Origin of the sequence: Pseudoxanthomonas beigongshangi, assembly GCF_016820515.1 — a bacterium.
Classification (GTDB): Bacteria; Pseudomonadota; Gammaproteobacteria; order Xanthomonadales; family Xanthomonadaceae; genus Pseudoxanthomonas_A; species Pseudoxanthomonas_A beigongshangi.
The window spans coordinates 25,572-46,628 of the sequence record NZ_JADHDV010000010.1 but is presented as its reverse complement, the minus strand read 5'-3'; the positions used below and the strand labels follow the sequence as shown (position 1 = coordinate 46,628).

Genomic DNA, 21,057 nt, shown 5'->3' with positions numbered 1-21,057 from the left:
CCCGCTTCCCGCTTTCCCCCCGCCGCAACCGGCTCGCCGCTTGCCTGCTGCTTTCCCTTTCCGCACCCGTTGTCGCCCAGCAGATGCCCGACGGTTCCGACCGGCCCAACACCCTCGACACCGTCGTCGTCACCGCGGCCGGCTTCGAGCAGAAAATCGTCGACGCGCCGGCCAGCATCAGCGTGGTCACCCGCGAGGATCTCAGCCAGCGCCCCTATACCAGCCTGATCGACGCACTGCGCGATGTGGAAGGCATCGATGTGGGCATGGAAACCACCGACAAGAATGGTGCGGCCACCGTCAGCATGCGCGGCATGCCCTCCGAGTACACCCTGGTGCTGATCGACGGTCGTCGCCAGAGCAACGTCGGCCAGCTCTACCCGAACAATTTCGGCGGCGGCCAGTTTGCATACGTGCCGCCGCTGGACGCGATCGAACGCATCGAAGTGGTCCGCGGCCCGATGTCCACGCTGTACGGCTCCGACGCGATGGGCGGCGTGATCAACATTATCACCCGCCGCAACAGGGAAGAATGGGGCGGCTCGATCACCCAGGGCTTCACGATCCAGCAGGAAGATCAGTTCGGCGACGCACGCACCACCGATCTCTATCTCAGTGGTCCGCTGGTCAAGGACCGGCTGGGCATGGCGGTGCGCGGCAGCTGGTACGACACCGACGAGTCGAACCCGGAGTGGCCGGCGCTGCCGCTGCCGGACGGTTCGATGTGGGAACGCACGCTGGGCTTCGGCGGCGGCGGCAAGGCGGTCGCGAACACCCGCTGGAACGCCGGCGTGCGCCTGGACTTCAGCCTCGACGAGCACAATGATTTCTGGCTGGACTACGACATCTCGCGGCAGAAGTACGACAACCGCAAGGGCCAGACCGGCACCCTGGACAGCCTGGAAAGCCTGTGGCGCAGCGGCAACGCCACCCTTCCCAATCCCGATGGTCCGGGCACGGTCAGCCGTCGCGTCGTGCAGCCGCGTGTCGGCTATACCGCATGGCAGCGCTACGAGCGCGATCAGCTGTCACTGACCCACCAGGGCCGCTATGACTTCGGCACCTGGCAGACCAGCTTGACCCACGCCACGAGCAACAACCTCGGCCGCTCGCTGCCGCTGACGCTGGAAGAACGCGCCAACCTGCAGACGCTGTGGAACGATGTCTGCGCACGTCGCGGCCAGGCCGCCCGCTGCAACATGGCCAACGGCAACCTGGGCGTGCTCAACGACGCCGAGCGCGCGCGCCTGTCCGCGTTCCTGCCGCGCCCGCTGCGCACGATGGAGCTGGAAGGCTACGTGCTGGACACGATGCTCGACATGACCTTCGGCGCCCACAAGCTGACCGTCGGTGGCCAGTACAACGACACCGACATGACCGACGGCGTGTTCGGCATGGACGGCGGCGGTTATCGCGACGGCGTGAAGCAGAAGCACCGGATGTGGTCGGTGTTCGCCGAGGACAACTGGTCGTTCACCGACACCCTGACCGCCACGCTGGGCGTGCGCTACGACGATCACAACGTGTTCGGCAGCCATGTCAGTCCGCGCGCCTACCTGGTCTGGAACGCCAGCGACGCCTGGACGGTCAAGGGCGGCGTCAGTACCGGCTACAAGACGCCGCGCCCGGATCAACTGTTCCCGGGCGTGACCGGCTTCGGCGGCCAGGGCGTGCTGCCGCTGGTCGGTTCGCCGAACCTGAAGCCCGAGACCAGCACCAACTACGAGCTGGCCGCCTACTACGAGGGCGACCGCTTCGGCTTCAACATCACCGGCTTCTTCAACAAGTTCGAAGACAAGATCGCCAGCGGCGGCACCTTCCCGAACTGCGAGGTCGCGCCCGCCGGCAGCGGCTACTGTGTGGATGTCGGTCCCGGCTGGGCCGAACTGGGCTACAGCACTTTCAGCCAGAGCGTGAACATCGACGAGGCCGAGACCCGCGGCGTCGAACTGGCCGCGCACGTGGACCTGCGGGACAACCTGGAGCTGCGCGGCAACTACACCTACACCAAGTCCGAGCAGACCAGCGGCGCGGCCAAGGGCATGCCCATCGCCGGCAACCCGGCCAGGCACATGGCCAACGCCAGCCTGAACTGGCGGATCAGCGACGCCCTCAGCCTGTCGCTGATCGGCGAGGGTCGCTACGACCGCTATCGCGACACCGTGGTCACCTCGGTCAACGGCGCGACCGTCTCCAACGTTCGCTATTACGAGGACTACACCGTGTTCCACCTGGGCGGCAGCTGGAAGGCCACCGACGCGCTGACCATCAATGCCCGGGTCAACAACGTGTTCGACAAGGATTTCGTGTCCCAATCCTGCCTGCTGATCAGCGACAGCGAGTACAGCTGCGTGGACGACTACGCAGTGAAGGAACAGCGCCGCAGTTTCTGGGTGTCGCTGAACCTGCGCTTCTGACGCGGTATCCGGACGGTCCGCCCATCGGCGGGCCGGCCACCTCAATTGAGAGGCATTCTCATTTGTGGTCTAATTCTCCCTTCCTTCGACCCGTCCCGCCCGCTTGAGCCCAGCGCCCGCACAATCCGTCACCAGCCAGCAGCAGCGCCGGGGTTACTGGCTGCGCACGCTGCACCAATGGCATTGGATCAGTTCGGCGATCTGCCTCATCGGCATGCTGCTGTTCGCGGCTACCGGCATCACCCTCAATCACGCCTCGAAAATCGAGGCCAAGCCCGAGGTGGTCAACCGGCAGGCGCAGTTGCCGCCCGCGCTGCTGGCCAAGCTGGGAAGCCGCCAGGAAGGCAATGCGCCGCTGCCCGCTCCGGTCGCCACCTGGCTGGGCGACGAGTTCTCCGTCGGCATCGGCCGCCGCCAGGCCGAGTGGTCGGACGTGGAAATCTATCTTTCGATGCCGCGCCCGGGCGCGGACGCCTGGCTGAGCATCGATCGCGAAACCGGCTCGGTGGAATACGAAAGCACCGACCGCGGCTGGGTGTCCTACTTCAACGACCTGCACAAGGGCCGCAACGCCGGCGCGGCGTGGGGATGGTTCCTGGACATCTTCGCGATCGCCTGCCTGGTGTTCTGCATCACCGGCCTGTTCCTGCTGCAACTGCACGCGCGCCAGCGCCGCCTGACCTGGCCGATGGTCGGCCTGGGCCTGGTGGTGCCGCTGCTGCTGGCCCTGATCTTCATCCACTGATCCTTCGACGAGCCCGCCCATGACCAAGACCACCGTGTCCCTGACCCTGACGTTCGCATTGAGCGGGTTGCTGACCGTTCCGGCGTATGCCGGCGAACTGAACATCAACGTCGAAGTGCCCCAGCTCAACGTCGCCGAGTACCACCGGCCCTACGTCGCGATCTGGCTGGAGGGCGCCGACCAGAAAGTCGCCGCCAACCTGTCGGTCTGGTACCAGCAGCGCGATACCGCCGAAGGCCACGGCACCAAGTGGCTGCCGGACATGCGGCAGTGGTGGCGCAAGTCCGGCCGCACCCTGAAGGTGCCGGTGGACGGCGTCACCGGCCCGACCCGCCCGGTCGGCAAGCACGCGCTGAAGTTCACCGACAAGCAGCCGCAACTCGCGCAGCTGGCACCGGGCCAGTACACGCTGGTGGTGGAAGCCGCGCGCGAAGTCGGCGGCCGCGAACTGCTGAAGATTCCCTTCACCTGGCCGGCCAAGGGCGCCGCGCAGAGCGGCAAGGCCCAGGGCAGCAGCGAACTGGGCGCCGTCACCCTGACCGTCAAGCCGTAATCAATCCCGCGCGGATGCCGATGCATCCGCCCCTTCCCATACCCGACGAAAAGCTGGAGAAACCGATGAAGCGTTCCCTGACCCTCGCCATCGCGCTGGCGTCCGCACTGCCGCTGAGCGCGTTCGCGCACAAGGCCTGGCTGCAGCCGTCGCAGACGGTGATCGCCGGCCAGAATCCGTGGATCACCGTGGACGCCGCGGTGTCCAACGACCTGTTCTACTTCAACCACGTGCCGCTGCGCACCGAGGGCCTGGCGATCACCGCGCCGGATGGCAGCAAGGTCGATGCGCAGAACCTGGCCACCGGCAAGTACCGCACCGTGTTCGACGTCGAGCTCAAGCAGCAGGGCACCTACCGCATCGCGGTGGTCAACAGCGGCCTGTTCGGCACCTGGGAAGAAAACGGCAAGCCCAAGCGCTGGCGCGGCACTCCCGCCACCTTCGCCACCGAAGTGCCGAAGGACGCCAAGAACCTGCAGGTTTCGCAGTCGGTCGGCCGCATCGAGACCTTCGTGACCAACGGCTCGCCCAACGACACCGCGCTCAAGACCAGCGGCGAGGGCTTGGAACTGGTGCCGGTCACCCATCCGAACGATCTGTTCGCCGGCGAGCCGGCCAAGTTCCGCATGCTCAAGGACGGCAAGCCGGCCTCGGGCCTGGAGTTCGAGATCACCCGCGGCGGCACCCGCTATCGCAACGCGCAGGACGAGATCAAGATCACCACCGATGCCAACGGCGAGTTCAGCGTGACCTGGCCGGAAGCCGGCATGTACTGGCTGGAAACCACCGCGCAGGACGACAAGACCTCGTTGCCGCAGGCCAAGCAGCGCCGCCTCAGCTACGTGGCCACGCTCGAAGTCCTGCCGCAGTAATCACCAAGACCGGCGCGTCCCCCGGGACGCGCCGCGGGTCATGAGTTCCCCTTTTCCCTCCGTGTCTCCCCCGTCCTTCCCCGCTCCGGACATGGCGCTGCACGCGCTGCATGGCGAAACCATGGGCACGAACTGGTCGGTCCGGCTGGTCGCGTCGCCACGCGAGGATCTGCATGCGCTGCACGCGCTGATCCAGGCCGAACTGGATCGCGTGGTGGCGCAGATGAGTACCTGGGAAACGGAATCGGACATCAGCCGTTTCAACCGCGCGCAGGCCGGGCATTGGCAGGTGCTTCCGGACGCGTTCTTCACCGTGCTGCGATGCGCGCTGGATATCGCCGAGGCCAGTGAAGGCGCCTTCGATCCCACGGTCGGGCCGCTGGTGGGACTGTGGGGGTTCGGCGCCCATGCGCAATCCCGCACGGTTCCCGACGACGACCGCCGCGATTCGACCCGGCAACAGGTCGGCTGGCGGCGATTGGTGCTGGAGACCGACCACCGGCGCCTGCTGCAGCCCGGTGGCGTGCAACTGGATCTGTCGGCCATCGCCAAGGGCCATGCGGTCGATGCGGTGGCCGAAACCCTGCGCGCGCGCGGTTTCGCCGCCGCTCTGGTCGAAGTCGGCGGCGAACTCTTCGGTTATGGCCGCAAGCCGGATGGCGAGCACTGGCGGGTGCTGATCGAATCCTCGCCGGACGAGGAGGAAGCCGCCGGCCTGGAGCCACGCATCGCGATCATCGACGAACGGGCGGTCGCCACCTCGGGCGATCGCTGGCACTGGTTCGAACAGGCCGGCGAACGCTACACGCATACCCTCGACCCGCGCACCGGCAAGCCGGTGTCCAGCGCGCGCGCGGCGGTCACCGTGCTGGCACCCACCGCGATGGAAGCCGATGGCTGGGCCACCGCACTGACCGTGCTCGGAGCCGACGCGGGACTGGCGCTGGCCGAACGGCGCGGGATCGCGGCGCGCTTCATCGTCCGCGAGGGCGACACGCTGGCGGAACGGGCCAGCAGCCGGTTCGCCTCGCATCTCGCCGCATGAGCGCGCAGTCCTCTCCCTCGCCGGTTTCCTTCGCCTGGCTGGGCAATGCCGCGGTCCTGCTTGCCCTGCTCGCCATCGTGGCGGCGATGGCGCTGCTGCAGGGCGAAACCTGGTGGCCGGCGTCGCCGCGCAGCGGCCGCTGGTTCGGCGCGGGCGCGGCGCTGCTGGCCTACGTCGGCGCATGGGCATGGCTGGCCGCGCGGCACCGTCGCCAGGATCGCGGCGCCGCCGTCGATACCTCGCAGGATGCGTTGCGGGTGGTGTACGCCAGCCAGACCGGTTTCGCGCACGTGCTGGCCACGCGCACGACCGACAGCCTGATCACCGCCGGCGTCGCCGCGCGCGCGCAGGCAATCGATACGCTGCAGGCCGGCGATCTCGCGCAGGGGCGGATTTTGTTCGTGGTCAGTACCACCGGCGAAGGCGATCCGCCCGATCACGCGCTGGGCTTCGTCCGCCGGATCATGTCGCAGGCGCTTTCCCTGCACGGCCTGCGCTATGCCGTGCTGGCGCTGGGCGATCGCGAATACGCGCAGTTCTGCGCCTTCGGTCATCAACTCGATGACTGGTTGCGCCAGCACGGCGCGCAACCGCTGTTTGACCGCGTGGACGTCGACAATGCCGACGAAAGCGCCCTGCGTCATTGGCAGCATCACCTGGGTCAATTGGGCGGTGTGGCCGAACTGCCGGATTGGGATCGGCCGCGCTACGAGGACTGGATTCTCGCCGATCGGCGCGTGCTGAATCCCGGCAGCCAAGGCGAAGCGGCGTTCCACATTGCCCTGCGCCCGGCCACCGGCGCGTTTCCGGCATGGCAGGCCGGCGACATCGCCGAAATCGGTCCGCGCAATCCGCTGCCGGCCGTGGGCGCCTTCGTCCAGGCGGTGGGCTGGGATCCGCAACGCCCGGTCGAATGGCAGGGGACGCGCCAACCGCTTGCCGACGTCCTGGCCCAGGTCCATCTGCCGGATCCGGAAACGCTGCGCGGCCACGCGCCCGAAACCGAGATCGCGGAACTCACCGCCCTGCCGCACCGCGAGTACTCCATCGCCTCGATTCCCGCCGATGGCAGCCTGCAATTGCTGGTCCGGCGCATGCGGCGTCCGGATGGACGACCCGGGCTGGGCAGCGGCTGGCTGTGCGATCACGCGGCCCTCGGCGGGACGATTGCCCTGCGCGTCCGCGAGAACGCCAATTTCCATCCACCCGGCAACGATCGTCCAATGATCCTGATCGGCAACGGTACCGGCATCGCCGGCCTGCGCGCGCACCTGAAGGCTCGGGTGGCGGCGAAGGCGCAACGCAACTGGCTGGTGTTCGGCGAACGCCAGGCGGCGCACGATTTCTTCCATCGCGACGAGATCCTGGACTGGCAGGCGCGAGGCGCGCTGGAACGCCTGGATTTGGCGTTCTCGCGGGATCAGCCCGAGCGACGCTACGTCCAGCACGCCCTGCGCGAGGTCGCCGACGAACTGCGGCGCTGGGTGGACGATGGCGCGGTGATCTATGTCTGCGGCAGCCTGGAGGGCATGGCCCCGGGCGTGGACGCCGCCCTGAACGATGCGCTCGGCGCGGAGCGGTTGGAGGAACTCCGCCTGGCCGGCCGCTATCGCCGCGACGTCTACTGATCCGTCAAGGCGCTCCGCTTCACCGGCGACACGCGCGCGGCCAGCAGCTCTCCCCCGCCCTGCAGGGCGAAACGGCGGCGTTCCGGACCTGCGGGCAGTAGCGCGGTGTCTCCGGCAAACAGCGGCGGCAAGCCACTCGCCGCCTCGAATTCCGCCTGCCCGGCTAACAGGTGGATGGCCCAGGTGGTATCGGCATCCACGAAGAACAGCATCGAGCCGACCAGCGGACGGTGCAGCAGTTCGGCATCCACGACATCCCGCTTCCACATCAGGTTGAAATCGTGGGTGAATCCGTCCCGCAGGTAGCCGGTCACCTCGCGTTCCCCGGCGAAGCGAATCCGGCCGTGCGGCGGTTCCAGTTCGACCTGTTCGCCCTCCGCGAACGCCAGCCGCAGCCCATTTCCCTGCAGGAGGATCAGCTCGCGATCGATGCCCGGAAACGACGAGAACGCGGCGTCCTGTTCGATCTCCGCAATCGACAGCCGCCACGTCCAATCGTCGCTGTCGGGCATGCGCAGGATTTCCCGCGTCCAGCCCTGGCCGTTCTTCCAGCGGGTCCTGCGGTACTCGTTGGCGGGAATGACGCGCGCTTCGGACACGATGGCTGCTTCGCTGTAGGCCGGAACCGGATTCTAACGCCCCAAAAAGCATCGCCCGGACATGCTCCCTGCATGTCCGGGCGATGGATACATCCCTGTCGGCTCCTGCCGATCACAGGCGTCCTGCCTGCTCCTGTTCCCGTGCGTCCTGCACGCCGATACGAAATGGGTACATCCCTGTCGGCATCCGTGCCTGTCCCCTGGCATCCTGCCCCGTCAGCCGGGTCGATCTGCATCCTGCAGAAACCACGGCATGGGTTTTTCGTGCTGCCGTCAGCGCCGGGTGACCGGTGCCGGGCGTGCAGCCGTCGCCGGCTTGTTGGCCGGCTCGGCGGAGGAACGCAATTCGATCCGCTCGCGATTCCGTTCCACCGTCTTCAAACCGATGCCCTTGACCATCGCAAGCTCCTCGGGACTCTTGAACGGGCCGTTGGTCTTGCGGTACTCGATGATGGCTTCCGCCTTCGCCTGGCCGATCCCGATCAGGACCGTCTGCAGCGTGGCCGCATCCGCGGTGTTGATGTTCACCTTGTCGGCGGCGTGGGCGCTCAGGGCCAGGACCAGCGACAGGGCAACCGACTTCAACACGGTGCTCAGCGATTTCATGGGCAACTCTCCTTGTGGCAAATGGGTGATTCCTTTCGTACAGAGGTTTTGTCCCCTGTGGCTCCTGCCGGCGTCGAATCGCTTCGTTGGCCGGCGGAAACAGTCTCATCCGCCACTGCTGCAAAACATATCGCCCGCCACCGTCAAAAGCTGCCGGGAAACCCCGCAGTGTCATGTAGGAAAATTCCTACCCCATGGGGATGCGTAGAATGGGCGTCTGATTCCGTACCGATTGGAGACTCCATGGATACCGCCAAGGTCGACCGCTACGTCGCCGAGAAATGGGACGACGACATCGTTCCGCAGCTGGTCGAATACATCCGCATCCCGAACAAGTCGCCGATGTTCGACAAGGACTGGGTGGCCAATGGATACATGGATGCGGCGGTGCGCCTGATGGAAGACTGGGCGCGCGCCCAGGCCATTCCCGGGATGCAGGTGGAAGTGGTCCGGCTGGAAGGCCGTACCCCGCTGATTTTCATCGAGATTCCCGCCAGCGGCCCGGACACCGGCGCCGATACCGTGCTGCTGTACGGACACCTGGACAAGCAGCCGGAAATGACCGGCTGGGATGCCGACCTGGGTCCGTGGACACCGGTGCTGAAGGGGGATCGCCTGTACGGCCGCGGCGGCGCCGACGACGGCTACGCCATCTTCGGTTCGCTGGCCGCCCTCCAGGCCCTGCAGGCCCAGGGCGTGCCGCATGCGCGCTGCGTGGTGCTGATCGAAGCCTGCGAGGAATCCGGCAGCTACGACTTGCCGGCCTACGTCGATCACCTGGCCGATCGCATCGGCAAGCCATCGCTGGTGGTATGCCTGGATTCGGGTTGTGGCAACTACGAGCAGTTGTGGTGCACGACCTCGCTGCGCGGCCTGGCCGGCGGCAACTTCACGGTCAAGGTGCTGGAGGAAGGCGTGCATTCGGGCGACGCCTCCGGCGTGGTGCCGTCCAGCTTCCGCCTGCTGCGCCAGTTGCTGTCGCGGCTGGAGGACGAGAACACCGGCCGGATCCTGCCGGAGGGCCTGCAGGTCGAGATTCCGGGCGATCGCCTGGCCCAGGCGAAGGAAGCCGCGCGGGTGCTGGACACGGCGGTGTTCGACAAATTCCCGTTCCTGCCCGGGATGACCCCGATGGCGGAGGACCTGACCGAACTGGTGCTCAACCGCACCTGGCGCCCGGCGCTGTCGGTGACCGGCGTGGACGGCATGCCGCCGCTGTCGTCGGCCGGCAACGTGCTGCGTCCGCACACCTCGGTCAAGCTGTCGCTGCGCCTGCCACCGACCCTGGACGGCAAGCGTGCCGGTGAACTGCTCAAGGCGCTGCTGCTCAAGGATCCGCCCAACGGCGCCCAGGTCAGCCTGGATCTGGAGAAGGCCAGCACCGGCTGGAATGCCCCGGCGATGTCGCCGTGGCTGGAGAAGGCGATCGACGCATCCAGCCGCGAGTTCTTCGGCGCGCCGGCCATGTACATGGGTGAAGGCGGCACCATCCCGTTCATGGGCATGCTGGGCGAGAAATTCCCGGGTGCGCAGTTCATGATCACCGGCGTGCTGGGCCCGCATTCCAACGCCCATGGCCCCAACGAGTTCCTGCACATCCCGATGGGCAAGAAGGTCACCGCGTGCGTGGCCCGGGTCATCGCCGAGCATCACGCGGCCAGCGTGCGTGGCGAGACCACCGGCGTGGCGGCCGTCGCCGGCGGCGACCAGCACGGCGATCACGGCTGCTGCTGACGCGGGCACACGCGGGTACGGGAAAAGAGCCGGGTCGTCCCGGCTCTTTTCGTTTTCGCCCGTATTGACCGCGGCCGGGCGGGACGGATGTGCGTCGGGCATGGCTTGGGTTACCCTGCGGACACCCCCCACTTTTTCCGACCGGAGTGTTCAGATGGAACAGATCTTTGGTGGCGGCATCCTGTGGACCCTGCTCATCGGCTTCCTGGCCGGCCTGTTGGCCCGGGCCATCAAGCCCGGCGACGACAAGCTCAACCTCATCTGGACGATCGTGCTGGGCGTGGCCGGGGCACTGCTCGCTCGTTTCGTCGGCGGCGCACTGGGATGGTACGGACCGGAGGAACCTGCCGGCTTCATCGCCTCCGTGGTCGGCGCGATCATCCTGCTCTTCATCTACGGCCTGGCGAAGAAGAAAAGGGCCTGAGCCCTGCCGGACGACATTCCCAAGCCCCGCTCCGGCGGGGCTTCTTCTTGGGAAATGACGTGGAAACCGCCGGCTTCACAATTCTTCATTCGGGTTTCAGGCGCTTCATCCGCGGACACCGTGCAATCCGGCTCCCAACCCAAGGAGCCGCGCCATGTCACCGTCCCTGTCCCGCCTGATCCTGTTGTCCTGCCTGGCCTTCGCCACGCCGGCGCCCATCTGGGCCGCTCCGGCCACTCCCCCTTACCGTGCCCCCGCGTCGGCAGGCGACGGCTGGGCGGTGGCCGACGCCGCCCGACAGGGCTGGAAGCTGGAGCGCTTCGGCGCGCTCGAAGCCGCCATCGCCCGCGGCGATTTTCCGGGCGTCACCAGCGTGCTCGTCGCGCAGGACGGGCACCTGCTCTATGAGCGCTACTTCAACGGCGGCGGTCCCGACGTGCTCAACGACACCCGCTCGGCGACCAAGAGCGTGACCGCGCTGCTGGTCGGCGCGGCCATCGATCGCGGCCTGATTCCGGATGCGCGGGCGCGCGTGCATGACTACTTCCGCGACCTGGCGCCCTGGCAGCACGATGGCCCGCGCAAGCAGGCGATCACCGTGGAAGACCTGCTGACGATGAGTTCGGCCTGGGACTGCGACGACGAAAACCCGTTTTCCTCCGGCAACGAGGAACGCATGTACGTCAGCGAGAACTGGACCCGATTCGCCCTGGACCTGCCGCTGCGCGGCTACGCGCCGTGGGTGAAGCGGCCTGAGGACAGTCCGCACGGGCGCACGTTCTCCTACTGCACCGCCGGCAGTTTCCTGCTCGGCGCGGTGCTGGAGCGCGCCACCGGAAAGCCGCTGGCCGCTTTCGCCGCGGAAGCCCTCGAGCGTCCGCTGGGCATCAGCCAGGTGCAATGGAACCGTTCCAGCGAGGGCGTGGGCATGGGGGGCGGCGGCACCCGCTACCGCAGCCGCGATCTGGCCAAGCTCGGCCAACTGGTGGCCGCCGGCGGTATCTGGAACGGCAAGCGGGTCATCTCCGCCGACTGGATCCGGCAGGCCCTGACCGTGCATGCGCAGGCCCGCGAGGACGCCGACTACGGCTACCAGTTCTGGCGCTTCCGCTTCACCCGCGACGGGCGGGAACCGCCGGCCTGGACGATGTCGGGCAATGGCGGCAACTACGTGTTCATCGTTCCCGAGAAGAAACTGGTGGCGGTGATCACCCGCACCTCGTTCAACCAGCGCGACGTGCACCCGCAGTCGCAGCGGATGTTCGGCGACTACGTGCTTACGGCGATGCCGTGAGCCGGACCAGCAACGCCGGCGGCACCTTGGCGCGTTCGGCGGCGTTGTGCCGGTGGATGGCATCGATGCCACGGGCGAAGGCAGGTTCGTCCGCCATCGGCTTGAACAGGGGCGATACCTGCAGGTAGTCGGCGTCGCTGTAACCCGCGTCTATCGCGCGTTGCAGCGCACGCAGCGCGGCGGCGCGGTCGCCACCGGCATCGCGCAGCAGCGCCACCTCCAGCCAGTCGGAGGGGTAACCGGCGCCGGCGTCCAGTTCCGCCGCCAGGGTTTCCGCCCGCGCACGCGCCCAGGCGGCATCGACGCGACCGGCGTCGATGCGCGCCAGCGTGGTCGGCAGGCTGGACTGCGGCCGCAGCGCCACCGCTTCCTGGTAGGCGCCGGTGGCGGTGGCGGCATCGCCTTGCAGGCGCGCGAGTTCGGCGGCCAGCAGATGCAGGTCGGCGTGCGCGGTGCCCCGCTTCTGCGCCACATCCAATGCCGCCTGCGCCTCGCTCAGGCGGCCATGCCGGAACAGGTAGCGCGGCCAGGCGAGGTTGGAGAACACATTGTCCGGGTACAGCTCGAAACTTTGCCGGTACCGCGTCTCGGCCGCCTGCGGATAGCCAAGCAGGTCCAGGTTGTTGGCGATCTGCAGTTGCAGGAAACGCACCCGCGCCGGATCTCCGCGCAGCGACGTGTTGGCGATCAGCGCATCGGCCAGACGTCCCTTGCGATCGTAAAGATACGCGGCCGACGCACGGCTGCCATCGGCGGCCGGATCCAGCGCGACGGCGCGCTCGTAACCGGCCAGCGCTTCGTCGATGCGGCCGCGGCAGTCATGCGAATAGCCGAGCGCGGCGTAGGCCGCCGCCTGGTCCGGATGCGCATGGATGACCCGTTCGGCCAGCTGCTGCGCGCGCGCGGCCCATTCGGGCGGGAAATTGAACAGGCATACCCGCGCGCCGTAGCTCCTGCTGAGGCCGACCAGCGCGCGGGCATTGTCCGGTTGTTCCTGCAAGGCGCGCTCGTACAGTTCGATGGCGCGCTCGTTGTTGTCGCGCTGGCCGATGCCGGCGTAGTAGTCGGCGCGCTCGATCAGGCTGGCGGTACCCGATGCGCCGGAGGGGACAGAGGACGCCATCGCATTGGTTTTTGTCTTCTCCGCGTCGCCGGCCGTCCAGGCGATCGCCAGGCCCACGGCAACCGCCGTCACGACCACTACCGCCACCGCCGCCCGCGACCACCGCCGGGACGCGGCGAACGATGCCTTCGGGACAGGCTCGACGTCATCGTCCAGCGGCTGCGGCCGCGCGCACAGTTGATAACCCTGTCCGCGCACCGAGCGCAGGTAGCGCGGCTGTCGTCCATCGTCGCCCAGTGCCTGCCGCAGCAGCTTCACCCGCTGAGTCACGGTTTCCTCGTTGACGACGGCCGGTGCCCAGACCCGCTCGATCAGCTCGTCGAAACCCACCACCCGATCGCCCTGGAGCACCAGGTAACGCAGCAGCTGGAAACTGAGTCCGGCAACATTGAGCACCTCGCCGGCGCGCTCGACGCGCTGGCGCTCCAGGTCGATCGCCAGATCCTCCAGGCGGAAGCGCGTGGGGTCGCCCACGGGATTACTCGCTGCGCCCGTAGATGTCCGAATAGCGGACGATGTCGTCCTCGCCCAGGTAGTCGCCGGACTGCACTTCGATCAGTTCCAGCGGTTCCTTGCCTGGATTCTCCAGGCGGTGCTTGGCGCCGATCGGAATGTAGGTGGACTGGTTCTCGTACAGCTCGAACACATCATTGTCGCGCGTCACCCGCGCCACGCCCTTGACCACTATCCAGTGCTCGGCACGATGCGCGTGCGATTGCAGGGACAGCTTGGCGCCGGGCTTGACCTTGATCCGCTTGACCTGATGGCGCTGGCCCATGTCCACCGAATCGTAGCTGCCCCACGGGCGATGCACTTCACGATGCAGGACCGCCTGGCTGCGCTGGCCGTCCTTCAGTTGCGCGACCACCTGCTTCACTTCCTGCACGCGGTCCTTGCGCGCGACCAGCACCGCGTCGTCGGTTTCCACCACCACGATGTCATCCACGCCCACCAGCGCGACCAGACGCTGCGCGTAGGCATAGCTGTTGCGTGTGTCGACCGCGATGACATCGCCATGGTGGGCATTTCCGCCGGCATCGCGCTCGGCGACGTCCCACAGCGCGGACCAGCTGCCGACATCGTTCCAGCCAATGTCCACCGGCAGCACCATCGCATGCGCGGTCTTTTCCATGACTGCGTAGTCGATGGAATCGGACGGGCTGGCGGCGAACGCATCCTTGTCCAGGCGTACGAAATCGCCATCCTGCCGGGCCTCGGTGAAGGCGGCGCGCACCGCGGCGACGATGTCGGGACGGAAGCGTTCCAGTTCCTCCAGGTAGCGGCTCGCGCGGAACAGGAACATGCCGCTGTTCCAGTAATAGCCACCGTCATCCAGGTACGACTGCGCGGTCGCGGCGTCGGGTTTCTCGACGAAACGCGACACCTTGCGCAGGCCTTCGCCGGACTCGGCATGGATGTAGCCGAAACCGGTCTCGGGCGCGTCGGGCACGATGCCGAACGTTACCAGCGCACCGTCCCCGGCGGCCGGCATCGCCGCCTCCACCGCACGCCGGAAGCCTTCCGCATCGCGGACGACATGATCGGACGGCAGCACCAGCAGGATCGGATCCGCACCTTCCGCCATCGCCTGCAATGCCGCCGCCGCGATCGCCGGCGCGGTGTTGCGCCCCACCGGCTCCAGCAGGATGTGCGGCGCCGGCGCACCGATCTGGCGCAACTGCTCGGCGACCAGGAACCGGTGCTCCTCGTTCGCCACCACGATCGGGGGGGTTGTCGCCAGCGGCGCGATCCGCAGCCAGGTGTCCTGGACCATCGTCCGTTCGCTGGCCAGCGGCAGGAACTGCTTGGGATAGGCTTCGCGCGACAGCGGCCACAGGCGCGTGCCGGAGCCGCCAGACAGCAGGACAGGTTGGAGTATGGCCATGGAGCTCTCGCACGAAATGAGGACGGCAGTTTACCCTTTAGTCCGCAACCACCCCTGTCTGGACACCGCATGCCCCCCGAGACGCACGACGACGTCCGTGCCACGCAACGCCTCGCCTGGACGAGGGCCGCCATGGACGCGCCCGGACTGGCGCTGGAACGGGCTTCGGTGGACGCCGGATTCCGCACCTACTGGCGCACGCGGGGCGTGGAGCCCAGCCGGATCGTGATGGATTCGCCGCCGGGACTGGAGGATGTCCGCCCCTGGCTGCGGGTCCGCGATCTGCTGGAGGCCGGTGGCGTGCGGGTGCCGCAGGTACTCGCGCGCGACGTGGAGTCGGGGTTCCTGCTGCTGGAGGATCTGGGCGGGCCGACCCTGGTCAAGACCATCGACGCCGACAGCGCCGACGAGTGGTTCGGCCTGGCCATCGGCGAACTGATCAAGCTGCAGGCGATCACGCCGCCAGCCGATGCCGGCGAGTTCGGCGAGGCGCTGCTGCAACGGGACGCCGGCCTGTTCGAGGAATGGTTCCTCGGCCGCCACCTGGGCATCACCCTCGACTGCGATGAAAGCGAGCGGCTGCAATTGGCGCAGCGCCGCCTGATGGACAACGCGCTCGGGCAGGCCCGCGTGCTGACCCATCGCGACTTCATGCCGCGCAACCTGATGCCTACCCGGCCGCTGCCGGCGGTGCTGGATTTCCAGGACTGCATCCGGGGGCCGGTGGCCTACGATCCGGTCAGCCTGTTCAAGGACGCCTTCCTCAGCTGGCCGCTGGAGCGCGTCGATGGCTGGCTGGCCCAGTACCACGCGCGTGCGCTGGAAGCAGGCATTCCGGTGCCGGGCGACTTCGCGGTGTTCCTGCGCGACGCCGACTGGATGGGCATCCAGCGACACCTGAAAATCCTCGGCATCTTCGCCCGCCTGCACTACCGCGACGGCAAGACCGGCTACCTGCACGACGCGCCACGCTTCATCGCCTTCCTGGACGAGGTGCTGCCCCGCCACCCGCAACTGGCGGAACTGGGCGATCTGCTGGAACGGCGCATCAAGCCCGCGATGCGGGCAAGGGACGCCGCATGAAGGCGCTCATCTTCGCCGCCGGACTGGGCGAGCGCATGCGCCCGCTGACCGATCACACGCCCAAGCCTTTGCTCGAAGCCGGCGGCAAGCCGCTGATCGTCTGGCACCTGGAAAAGCTCGCGGCGATGGGCATCCGTGATGTCGTGATCAACATCAGCTGGCTCGCCGAACAGTTTCCGCGCACGCTGGGCGACGGCGGGCGCTGGGGACTGCGGCTGCACTGGTCGCACGAGGGGCCGACGCCGCTGGAAACCGGCGGCGGCATGCTGCACGCGCGGCCGCTGCTGGGCGAAGAGCCCTTCCTGCTGGTCAACGGCGACGTCTGGACCGATTACGACTTCGCCCGCCTGCCCGCCGAACCGGACGGACTGGCACACCTGGTCATGGTGGATACACCCGCGCACAAGACCCGCGGCGACTTCACGCTGGAGGACGACGGCACGATCCGCGACGACGGCGCACGACGCCTGACCTATGCCGGCCTGGGTGTCTACCGCCCCACCCTGCTCGACGACTGGAACGCGATTGTTGGCGATCAGGTCGGCATGCCGCCGCGCTTCGCGCTCGTGCACCTGTTGCGCGCGCACATGCCCGAGGGCGCCATCCATGGCGAGTACTGGGGCGGGCGCTGGACCGACGTCGGCACGCCGGAGCGGCTGGCGCAACTGGATGCGTCCCTGCGCGCCTGAACGGCGTCGAAGGATTGTCCACAATCGGTGTGGATGAAAAACCGGCAAAGATGTGGATAAGTGACGGACCGCCCCACGGGGCGGGCGTGTCAAGCCGGTTGGCTATTTTTTCACCAGTGGAGGGAACGGCGGCGCACCGTCACGCCGACCCATCGCGCGCGATGCTCAGCGCAGCTCCAGCACGCTGCGCAGGAACGGCACGGTGATCCGGCGCTGGGCCGCCAGCGACGCCCGATCCAACTGCTCGAACACCGTCACCAGGCGGCCCAGATCGCGATCGGTGCGGGTCAGCAGCCAATCGATGGCCGCATCCTCCAGCACCAGGCCGCGTCGCTGCGCGCGTTCCCGCAACACCTCGCGGCGCCCGTCGTCATCCAGCAGCACCAGCATCACCCGCGTGCACTGCGACAACCGCGAGCGCAGGTCCGGCAATACCAGCCCGATCTCGGCGGGCACGTCACGCGCGGTGTACAGCACACGGATGCCGGCGGGGCGCGCGCGGTTGTGGAAATCGAACAGCGCGACCTCGTCCTCGCGGTTGCCCGCGATCAGGTCCAGCCCGTCCAGCGCCACCACGTCATGGCCTTCCAGCGACTCCAGCGCCTCGCGCAGCCGGCCCGCGGCGGCGGCCATCGGCAGGAACGCGGCACGCGCGCCGTTCTGTTCGGCATGCGCGCACAGCGCGAGCGAGAGATGGGTCTTGCCGGTCCGCGGCGCGCCGCCCAGGTACAGCCAGTCGGTCGAGCTACCCTCGGCCAGCGCGCGCAGCTGCGCCAGCGCACCTTCCGGCGCGCCGATGAAACTCTCGAAACGCTGATCCGGCGGATAGCGCAATGCCAGCGGCAGCTGTGGCGTCAGCCCGCCGGGAGACGAGGAGCGGCTCACTTCACTTGTCTTCCGTCTTCGGCTTGTCGCCGGCGTCCTCGTCCAGCACGTTCTTGTCGACGTAGGAGTCGAGCAGGATGGTCGGATGGTCGCCCGCGTAAAGCTTGCTCTGCGTGTAGCGCTCATGCGCATAGCGCAGCAGCACGTTGGCGACCGCCGCCACCGGCAGCGCCAGCAGCATGCCGAGGAAACCGAACAGCTGGCCGCCGGCCATGATCGCGAAGATCACCGCCACCGGATGCAGGCCGATGCGATCACCGACGATGCGCGGGGTCAGCACGTAGCCTTCCAGCATCTGGCCGATCACGAACACCACCAGCACCAGCGCCACCAGGCTCCAGTCGCCGCCGGTCTGGACCAGCGCGGCGATCACGCCCAGCACGATGCCGGTGGCGGTGCCCAGGTACGGGACGAAACTGATCAGGCCGGCGATGATGCCGATCAGCAGGCCCAGCTTCAGTCCCACCACCGACAGGCCCACCGCGTAGATCGCGCCCAGCGCCAGCATCACCAGGAACTGTCCGCGCAGGAACGCGCCCAGCACATCGTTGGATTCCAGCGCCAGCCGGTCCACGGTGGCGACGTGATCGCGCGGTATCAGCGCGGCCACGCGTTCGACCAGCTTGTCCCAGTCGCGCAGGAAGTAGAAGGTGAGGAGCGGCAGCAGCACGATGTTGGCCACCCAGGCCATCATCGCGAAGCCCGAGCGCGACAGGTAGCCGAAGAACGTCGCCGCCACGCCGCCGGCCTGCTGCCAGTGGCCGCGCAGCCATTCCATGATCCGGTCCGGATCCAGCCAGGCCACCAGTTCCAGCCCGGTGTGCTGTTCGATCCACGGCAGCGCGCGCTGCACGAACCAGTCCCGATACTCCGGCAGCGATTCCACCAGCGTCACGATCTGCCGTTCCAGCATCGGCACCAGGATCAACAGCGCCAGCACCAGCAACAGCAACATCAGGGTGAACACCAGCACCACCGAGGTCGTGCGCGAGCGGCCGGTGCGTTCCAGCCGGTCCACCCAGGGATCGCCCAGCCACCCCAGCAGCGCCGCGCACACGAACGGCGTCAGCACCGGTGCCAGCAGGTAGATCACCCAGCCGACGATGGCTGCGATCAGCAGCCATTGCCAGCGCCTCGCCAGCGTGCCGACCGGAGTGGAAGAAAGATCCATGCGAATGAACGTCCTGTGGGTGCGGGTGGAGTTACTTCAGGCGGAACACCGGCGGTTCGCCTTCGCCGCCGACCAGCGGGCTGTCGTCGCCCAGCATGCGGCGGAAACCGGACAGGCCGGAAATCAGTTCCAGATCCAGTTCCAGGGTGTCGCCGCTGGCGCGCACCGGGGTGATCCGGCGCACCACCGCCATCTTCTGCAGTTGTCCCATCAGGCGCAGGTAATCGTCGGTGCTGCGGATGCCGGCGAACACCACCCGGTAGGTACCGGCCGGACCGGCGGTGCCCCGCTTGGCGTAGCGCTTGACCAACGCATCGGCGGTGCCGTCCGCGCCGCCGGCCATGGCCCGGCGCGCGTCGGTGTCACTGGTCGACCAGGTGGACAGGACCTTGCCGCCGTCGACGAACACCCAGTCGGCGGTCCAGCCGCCCTTGGCGCGGTAGAGCTTGCCGATCAACTGCATCGGCGGGCTGTAGCGGGACGAGGCGCGGGCGACGGCGGCGGTGTCCTGGCGCCAGATCGCGCCCACCAGCGCCTGCTCGGCGGCGTTGCCGGTGGGCAGGCCCAGGCTGTAGCCGCGATCCTGCGCGCGGCTGAGCAGCGGGCGCACCGCGTTGGCCTGCTGCAGGCCCACCAGGCGCGGGCCGCTGCCGTCGTTGATGGCCAGCCACACCACCGGCTTGGGCCGCGGCTGCGGCCATACCGGCAGGCCGAGCACGGCCGCCATGCCGTCCACGCCTTCGGGATCGAAGCGGACGATCAAAGTGGTTCGGAAGGTCGGCGCGCCGCTGGGCGAGGTGCCCTGGTCCTGCCGGTAGTCGTAGCTGTCGACCAGGTTGCGCGCATTGCGCAGTTCCTGGCCCACGCCGGGCCGGCCGGTCACCGCGCGGTCGCCGGACATCTTGGCCAGCACCTGGCCCAGCGCGCGCGCGAACGCGCCATTGCGTTCGGCCTCGCCCTGCCCGTTCACCGGCACCTCGGCCTCGTAGGTGCCGCGCGCGGCGGCGACGTCCCCCTCGGTCCGCAGCCCGCTCTGGGCCTGGGCCGGGATGGCCGTCCACGAGGCGGCCACCAGCGTGGCCGCGGCGAATACGAAAGCTCTCATCCAGCGCATCGAGCGTCCCTGTGCTCCGCAAATCGAGGGAATTGTTGCCCGAATGGATGCCCGGCGCCAACGCCAGCCGTTCAGGGAACGTCCGAACCGGGCACGGATTCCTTTAAAATCACGCGCCTTGCCCTTCCGATGCATGCCCGTGACCCAGCCGACGCCTCCCGCCTCCACCCCGATGACCTACCGCGACGCGGGGGTCGACATCGACGCCGGCAACGAGGTGGTCGAACGCATCAAGCCGCTGGTCCGGCGCAGCTTCCGCCCCGAGGTGATGGGCGGCCTGGGCGGTTTCGGCGCGCTGTTCGACCTGTCCGGCAAGTACAAGGAGCCCGTGCTGGTGTCGGGCACCGACGGCGTGGGCACCAAGCTCAAGCTGGCCCAGCAGTTGAACCGCCACGACACCATCGGCATCGACCTGGTCGGCATGTGCGTCAACGACGTGCTGGTCCAGGGCGCGGAACCGCTGTTCTTCCTCGACTATTTCGCCACCGGCAAGCTGGACGTGGAGACCACGGTCGCGGTGGTCGGCGGCATCGCCAAGGGCTGCGAGTTGTCCGGCTGCGCGCTGATCGGCGGCGAGACCGCCGAGATGCCCGACATGTACCCGCCGGGCGAATACGACCTGGCCGGCTTCACCGTCGGCGCGGTGGAGAAGTCGAAGCTGCTCGATGGCGCCAGGGTGCGCGCCGGCGATCTGCTCATCGGCATCGCCTCCAGCGGCCCGCATTCCAACGGTTATTCGCTGATCCGGCGCATCTACGATCGCGCCGGCCGTCCGGGCGATCTGGATCTGGGCGGCGTGAAGCTGGTCGATGCGCTGATGGCGCCGACCCGCCTGTACGTCAAGCCGGTGCTGGAACTGCTGAAGACACACGACATGCACGCGATGGCGCACATCACCGGTGGTGGCCTGACCGAGAACATCATCCGCGTCATTCCCGACGGCCTGGGCCTGCGCATCGACGCCACCGCCTGGACCTTGCCGCCGGTGTTCGACTGGCTGCAGCGCGAAGGTGCGGTGGAAAACAACGAAATGTGGCGTACCTTCAACTGCGGTATCGGCTTCGTGCTGGTGGTCGCGCCCGGCGATGCCGCCGCGGTGGAAGCCGACCTGGCCCGCCTGCAGTTGCCGAACTGGCGCATTGGTGAAGTGACCACCGCCGGCGGCCCCGAGCGCGTGTCCATCGGCTGAT

The 21,057-nt window shown here is 68.0% G+C and carries 19 protein-coding genes; 12 read left to right on the top strand and 7 right to left on the bottom strand.

All coding sequences use genetic code 11. The features are described from left to right. Window positions 1-83: 83 nt before the first annotated feature. The 6 genes from IQ458_RS09350 to IQ458_RS09325 all read left to right on the top strand — a co-directional run bounded on the left by IQ458_RS09350 (window position 84) and on the right by IQ458_RS09325 (window position 7,260). Window positions 84-2,417: a TonB-dependent receptor domain-containing protein gene (locus tag IQ458_RS09350; protein WP_328805145.1), complete on the top strand. Its 2,334-nt coding sequence runs from the start codon at window positions 84-86 to the stop codon at window positions 2,415-2,417. A 103-nt stretch (window positions 2,418-2,520) separates the two neighbouring features. After that, window positions 2,521-3,162, top strand: coding sequence for a PepSY-associated TM helix domain-containing protein (locus IQ458_RS09345; protein WP_183643687.1), 642 nt, complete (start codon window positions 2,521-2,523; stop codon window positions 3,160-3,162). Window positions 3,163-3,196: 34 nt separating this feature from the next. Then, window positions 3,197-3,715 carry a DUF2271 domain-containing protein gene (locus IQ458_RS09340; protein ID WP_183644799.1) on the top strand — a complete coding sequence of 173 codons (519 nt, stop codon included), beginning with the start codon at window positions 3,197-3,199 and terminating at the stop codon, window positions 3,713-3,715. Between the two features lie 65 nt (window positions 3,716-3,780). Further along, window positions 3,781-4,587, top strand: a complete 807-nt coding sequence (locus IQ458_RS09335; protein ID WP_203322619.1) for a DUF4198 domain-containing protein — start codon at window positions 3,781-3,783, stop codon at window positions 4,585-4,587. Window positions 4,588-4,678: 91 nt separating this feature from the next. After that, the gene (locus IQ458_RS09330; protein WP_235996719.1) at window positions 4,679-5,632 is read left to right on the top strand and encodes an FAD:protein FMN transferase; all 954 of its coding nucleotides are present in this window, start codon (window positions 4,679-4,681) and stop codon (window positions 5,630-5,632) included. After that, complete coding sequence (locus IQ458_RS09325; RefSeq protein WP_203322617.1) at window positions 5,629-7,260, top strand: sulfite reductase subunit alpha; 1,632 nt, start codon at window positions 5,629-5,631, stop codon at window positions 7,258-7,260. The genes IQ458_RS09330 and IQ458_RS09325 overlap by 4 nt, the downstream gene beginning before the upstream one ends. Here IQ458_RS09325 and IQ458_RS09320 read toward each other — a convergent pair. Together IQ458_RS09320 and IQ458_RS09315 are read right to left on the bottom strand one after the other, a co-directional pair. Then, a complete protein-coding gene (locus IQ458_RS09320; RefSeq protein ID WP_328805142.1) occupies window positions 7,254-7,859 on the bottom strand; it encodes a HutD/Ves family protein in 606 nt (201 codons plus the stop codon). The two genes, IQ458_RS09325 and IQ458_RS09320, sit on opposite strands and share 7 nt — an antisense overlap. Before the next feature lie 273 nt (window positions 7,860-8,132). After that, window positions 8,133-8,465 carry a ComEA family DNA-binding protein gene (locus tag IQ458_RS09315; RefSeq protein WP_141453741.1) on the bottom strand — a complete coding sequence of 111 codons (333 nt, stop codon included), beginning with the start codon at window positions 8,463-8,465 and terminating at the stop codon, window positions 8,133-8,135. Window positions 8,466-8,708: 243 nt separating this feature from the next. Here IQ458_RS09315 and IQ458_RS09310 point away from each other — a divergent pair, with 243 nt between their 5' ends. The 3 genes from IQ458_RS09310 to IQ458_RS09300 all read left to right on the top strand — a co-directional run bounded on the left by IQ458_RS09310 (window position 8,709) and on the right by IQ458_RS09300 (window position 11,917). Continuing rightward, entirely contained in the window at window positions 8,709-10,199 is a 1,491-nt protein-coding gene (locus IQ458_RS09310; protein ID WP_203322616.1) for a M20 family metallopeptidase, read from the top strand. A 154-nt stretch (window positions 10,200-10,353) separates the two neighbouring features. Then, the gene (locus IQ458_RS09305; RefSeq protein WP_141453743.1) at window positions 10,354-10,623 is read left to right on the top strand and encodes a GlsB/YeaQ/YmgE family stress response membrane protein; all 270 of its coding nucleotides are present in this window, start codon (window positions 10,354-10,356) and stop codon (window positions 10,621-10,623) included. A 166-nt stretch (window positions 10,624-10,789) separates the two neighbouring features. Beyond that, window positions 10,790-11,917 carry a serine hydrolase domain-containing protein gene (locus IQ458_RS09300; protein ID WP_425504667.1) on the top strand — a complete coding sequence of 376 codons (1,128 nt, stop codon included), beginning with the start codon at window positions 10,790-10,792 and terminating at the stop codon, window positions 11,915-11,917. On the opposite strand, the gene IQ458_RS09295 is transcribed toward IQ458_RS09300, so the two are convergent. After that, complete coding sequence (locus tag IQ458_RS09295) at window positions 11,901-13,514, bottom strand: winged helix-turn-helix domain-containing protein (RefSeq protein ID WP_203322614.1); 1,614 nt, start codon at window positions 13,512-13,514, stop codon at window positions 11,901-11,903. The genes IQ458_RS09300 and IQ458_RS09295 overlap by 17 nt on opposite strands. Window positions 13,515-13,518: 4 nt before the next feature. Then, window positions 13,519-14,925, bottom strand: a complete 1,407-nt coding sequence (locus tag IQ458_RS09290) for a mannose-1-phosphate guanylyltransferase/mannose-6-phosphate isomerase (RefSeq protein WP_183643702.1) — start codon at window positions 14,923-14,925, stop codon at window positions 13,519-13,521. Window positions 14,926-14,994: 69 nt separating this feature from the next. On the opposite strand from IQ458_RS09290, the gene IQ458_RS09285 reads away from it, so the two are divergent. Further along, window positions 14,995-16,008 (top strand): aminoglycoside phosphotransferase family protein, encoded by a 1,014-nt coding sequence (locus IQ458_RS09285; protein ID WP_203322613.1) that lies wholly within the window; start codon window positions 14,995-14,997, stop codon window positions 16,006-16,008. Beyond that, window positions 16,005-16,697 (top strand): N-acetylmuramate alpha-1-phosphate uridylyltransferase MurU, encoded by a 693-nt coding sequence (gene murU, locus IQ458_RS09280; RefSeq protein ID WP_203322612.1) that lies wholly within the window; start codon window positions 16,005-16,007, stop codon window positions 16,695-16,697. The genes IQ458_RS09285 and murU overlap by 4 nt, the downstream gene beginning before the upstream one ends. 165 nt (window positions 16,698-16,862) lie before the next feature. Here murU and hda read toward each other — a convergent pair whose 3' ends face one another. From hda to IQ458_RS09265, 3 genes are read right to left on the bottom strand one after another with little or no spacing between them, the layout of a single operon-like run. Next, a complete protein-coding gene (hda, locus tag IQ458_RS09275; RefSeq protein ID WP_203322675.1) occupies window positions 16,863-17,582 on the bottom strand; it encodes a DnaA regulatory inactivator Hda in 720 nt (239 codons plus the stop codon). A gap of 1 nt (window position 17,583) precedes the next feature. Next, window positions 17,584-18,753 carry an AI-2E family transporter gene (locus IQ458_RS09270; protein ID WP_203322611.1) on the bottom strand — a complete coding sequence of 390 codons (1,170 nt, stop codon included), beginning with the start codon at window positions 18,751-18,753 and terminating at the stop codon, window positions 17,584-17,586. A 31-nt stretch (window positions 18,754-18,784) separates the two neighbouring features. Beyond that, on the bottom strand, window positions 18,785-19,867 hold the full coding sequence (locus IQ458_RS09265; protein ID WP_203322610.1) for a DUF2066 domain-containing protein: 1,083 nt from the start codon (window positions 19,865-19,867) through the stop codon (window positions 18,785-18,787). Window positions 19,868-20,039: 172 nt separating this feature from the next. Here IQ458_RS09265 and purM point away from each other — a divergent pair, with 172 nt between their 5' ends. Further along, entirely contained in the window at window positions 20,040-21,056 is a 1,017-nt protein-coding gene (gene purM / locus IQ458_RS09260; RefSeq protein WP_183644808.1) for a phosphoribosylformylglycinamidine cyclo-ligase, read from the top strand. Window position 21,057 lies beyond the last annotated feature (1 nt).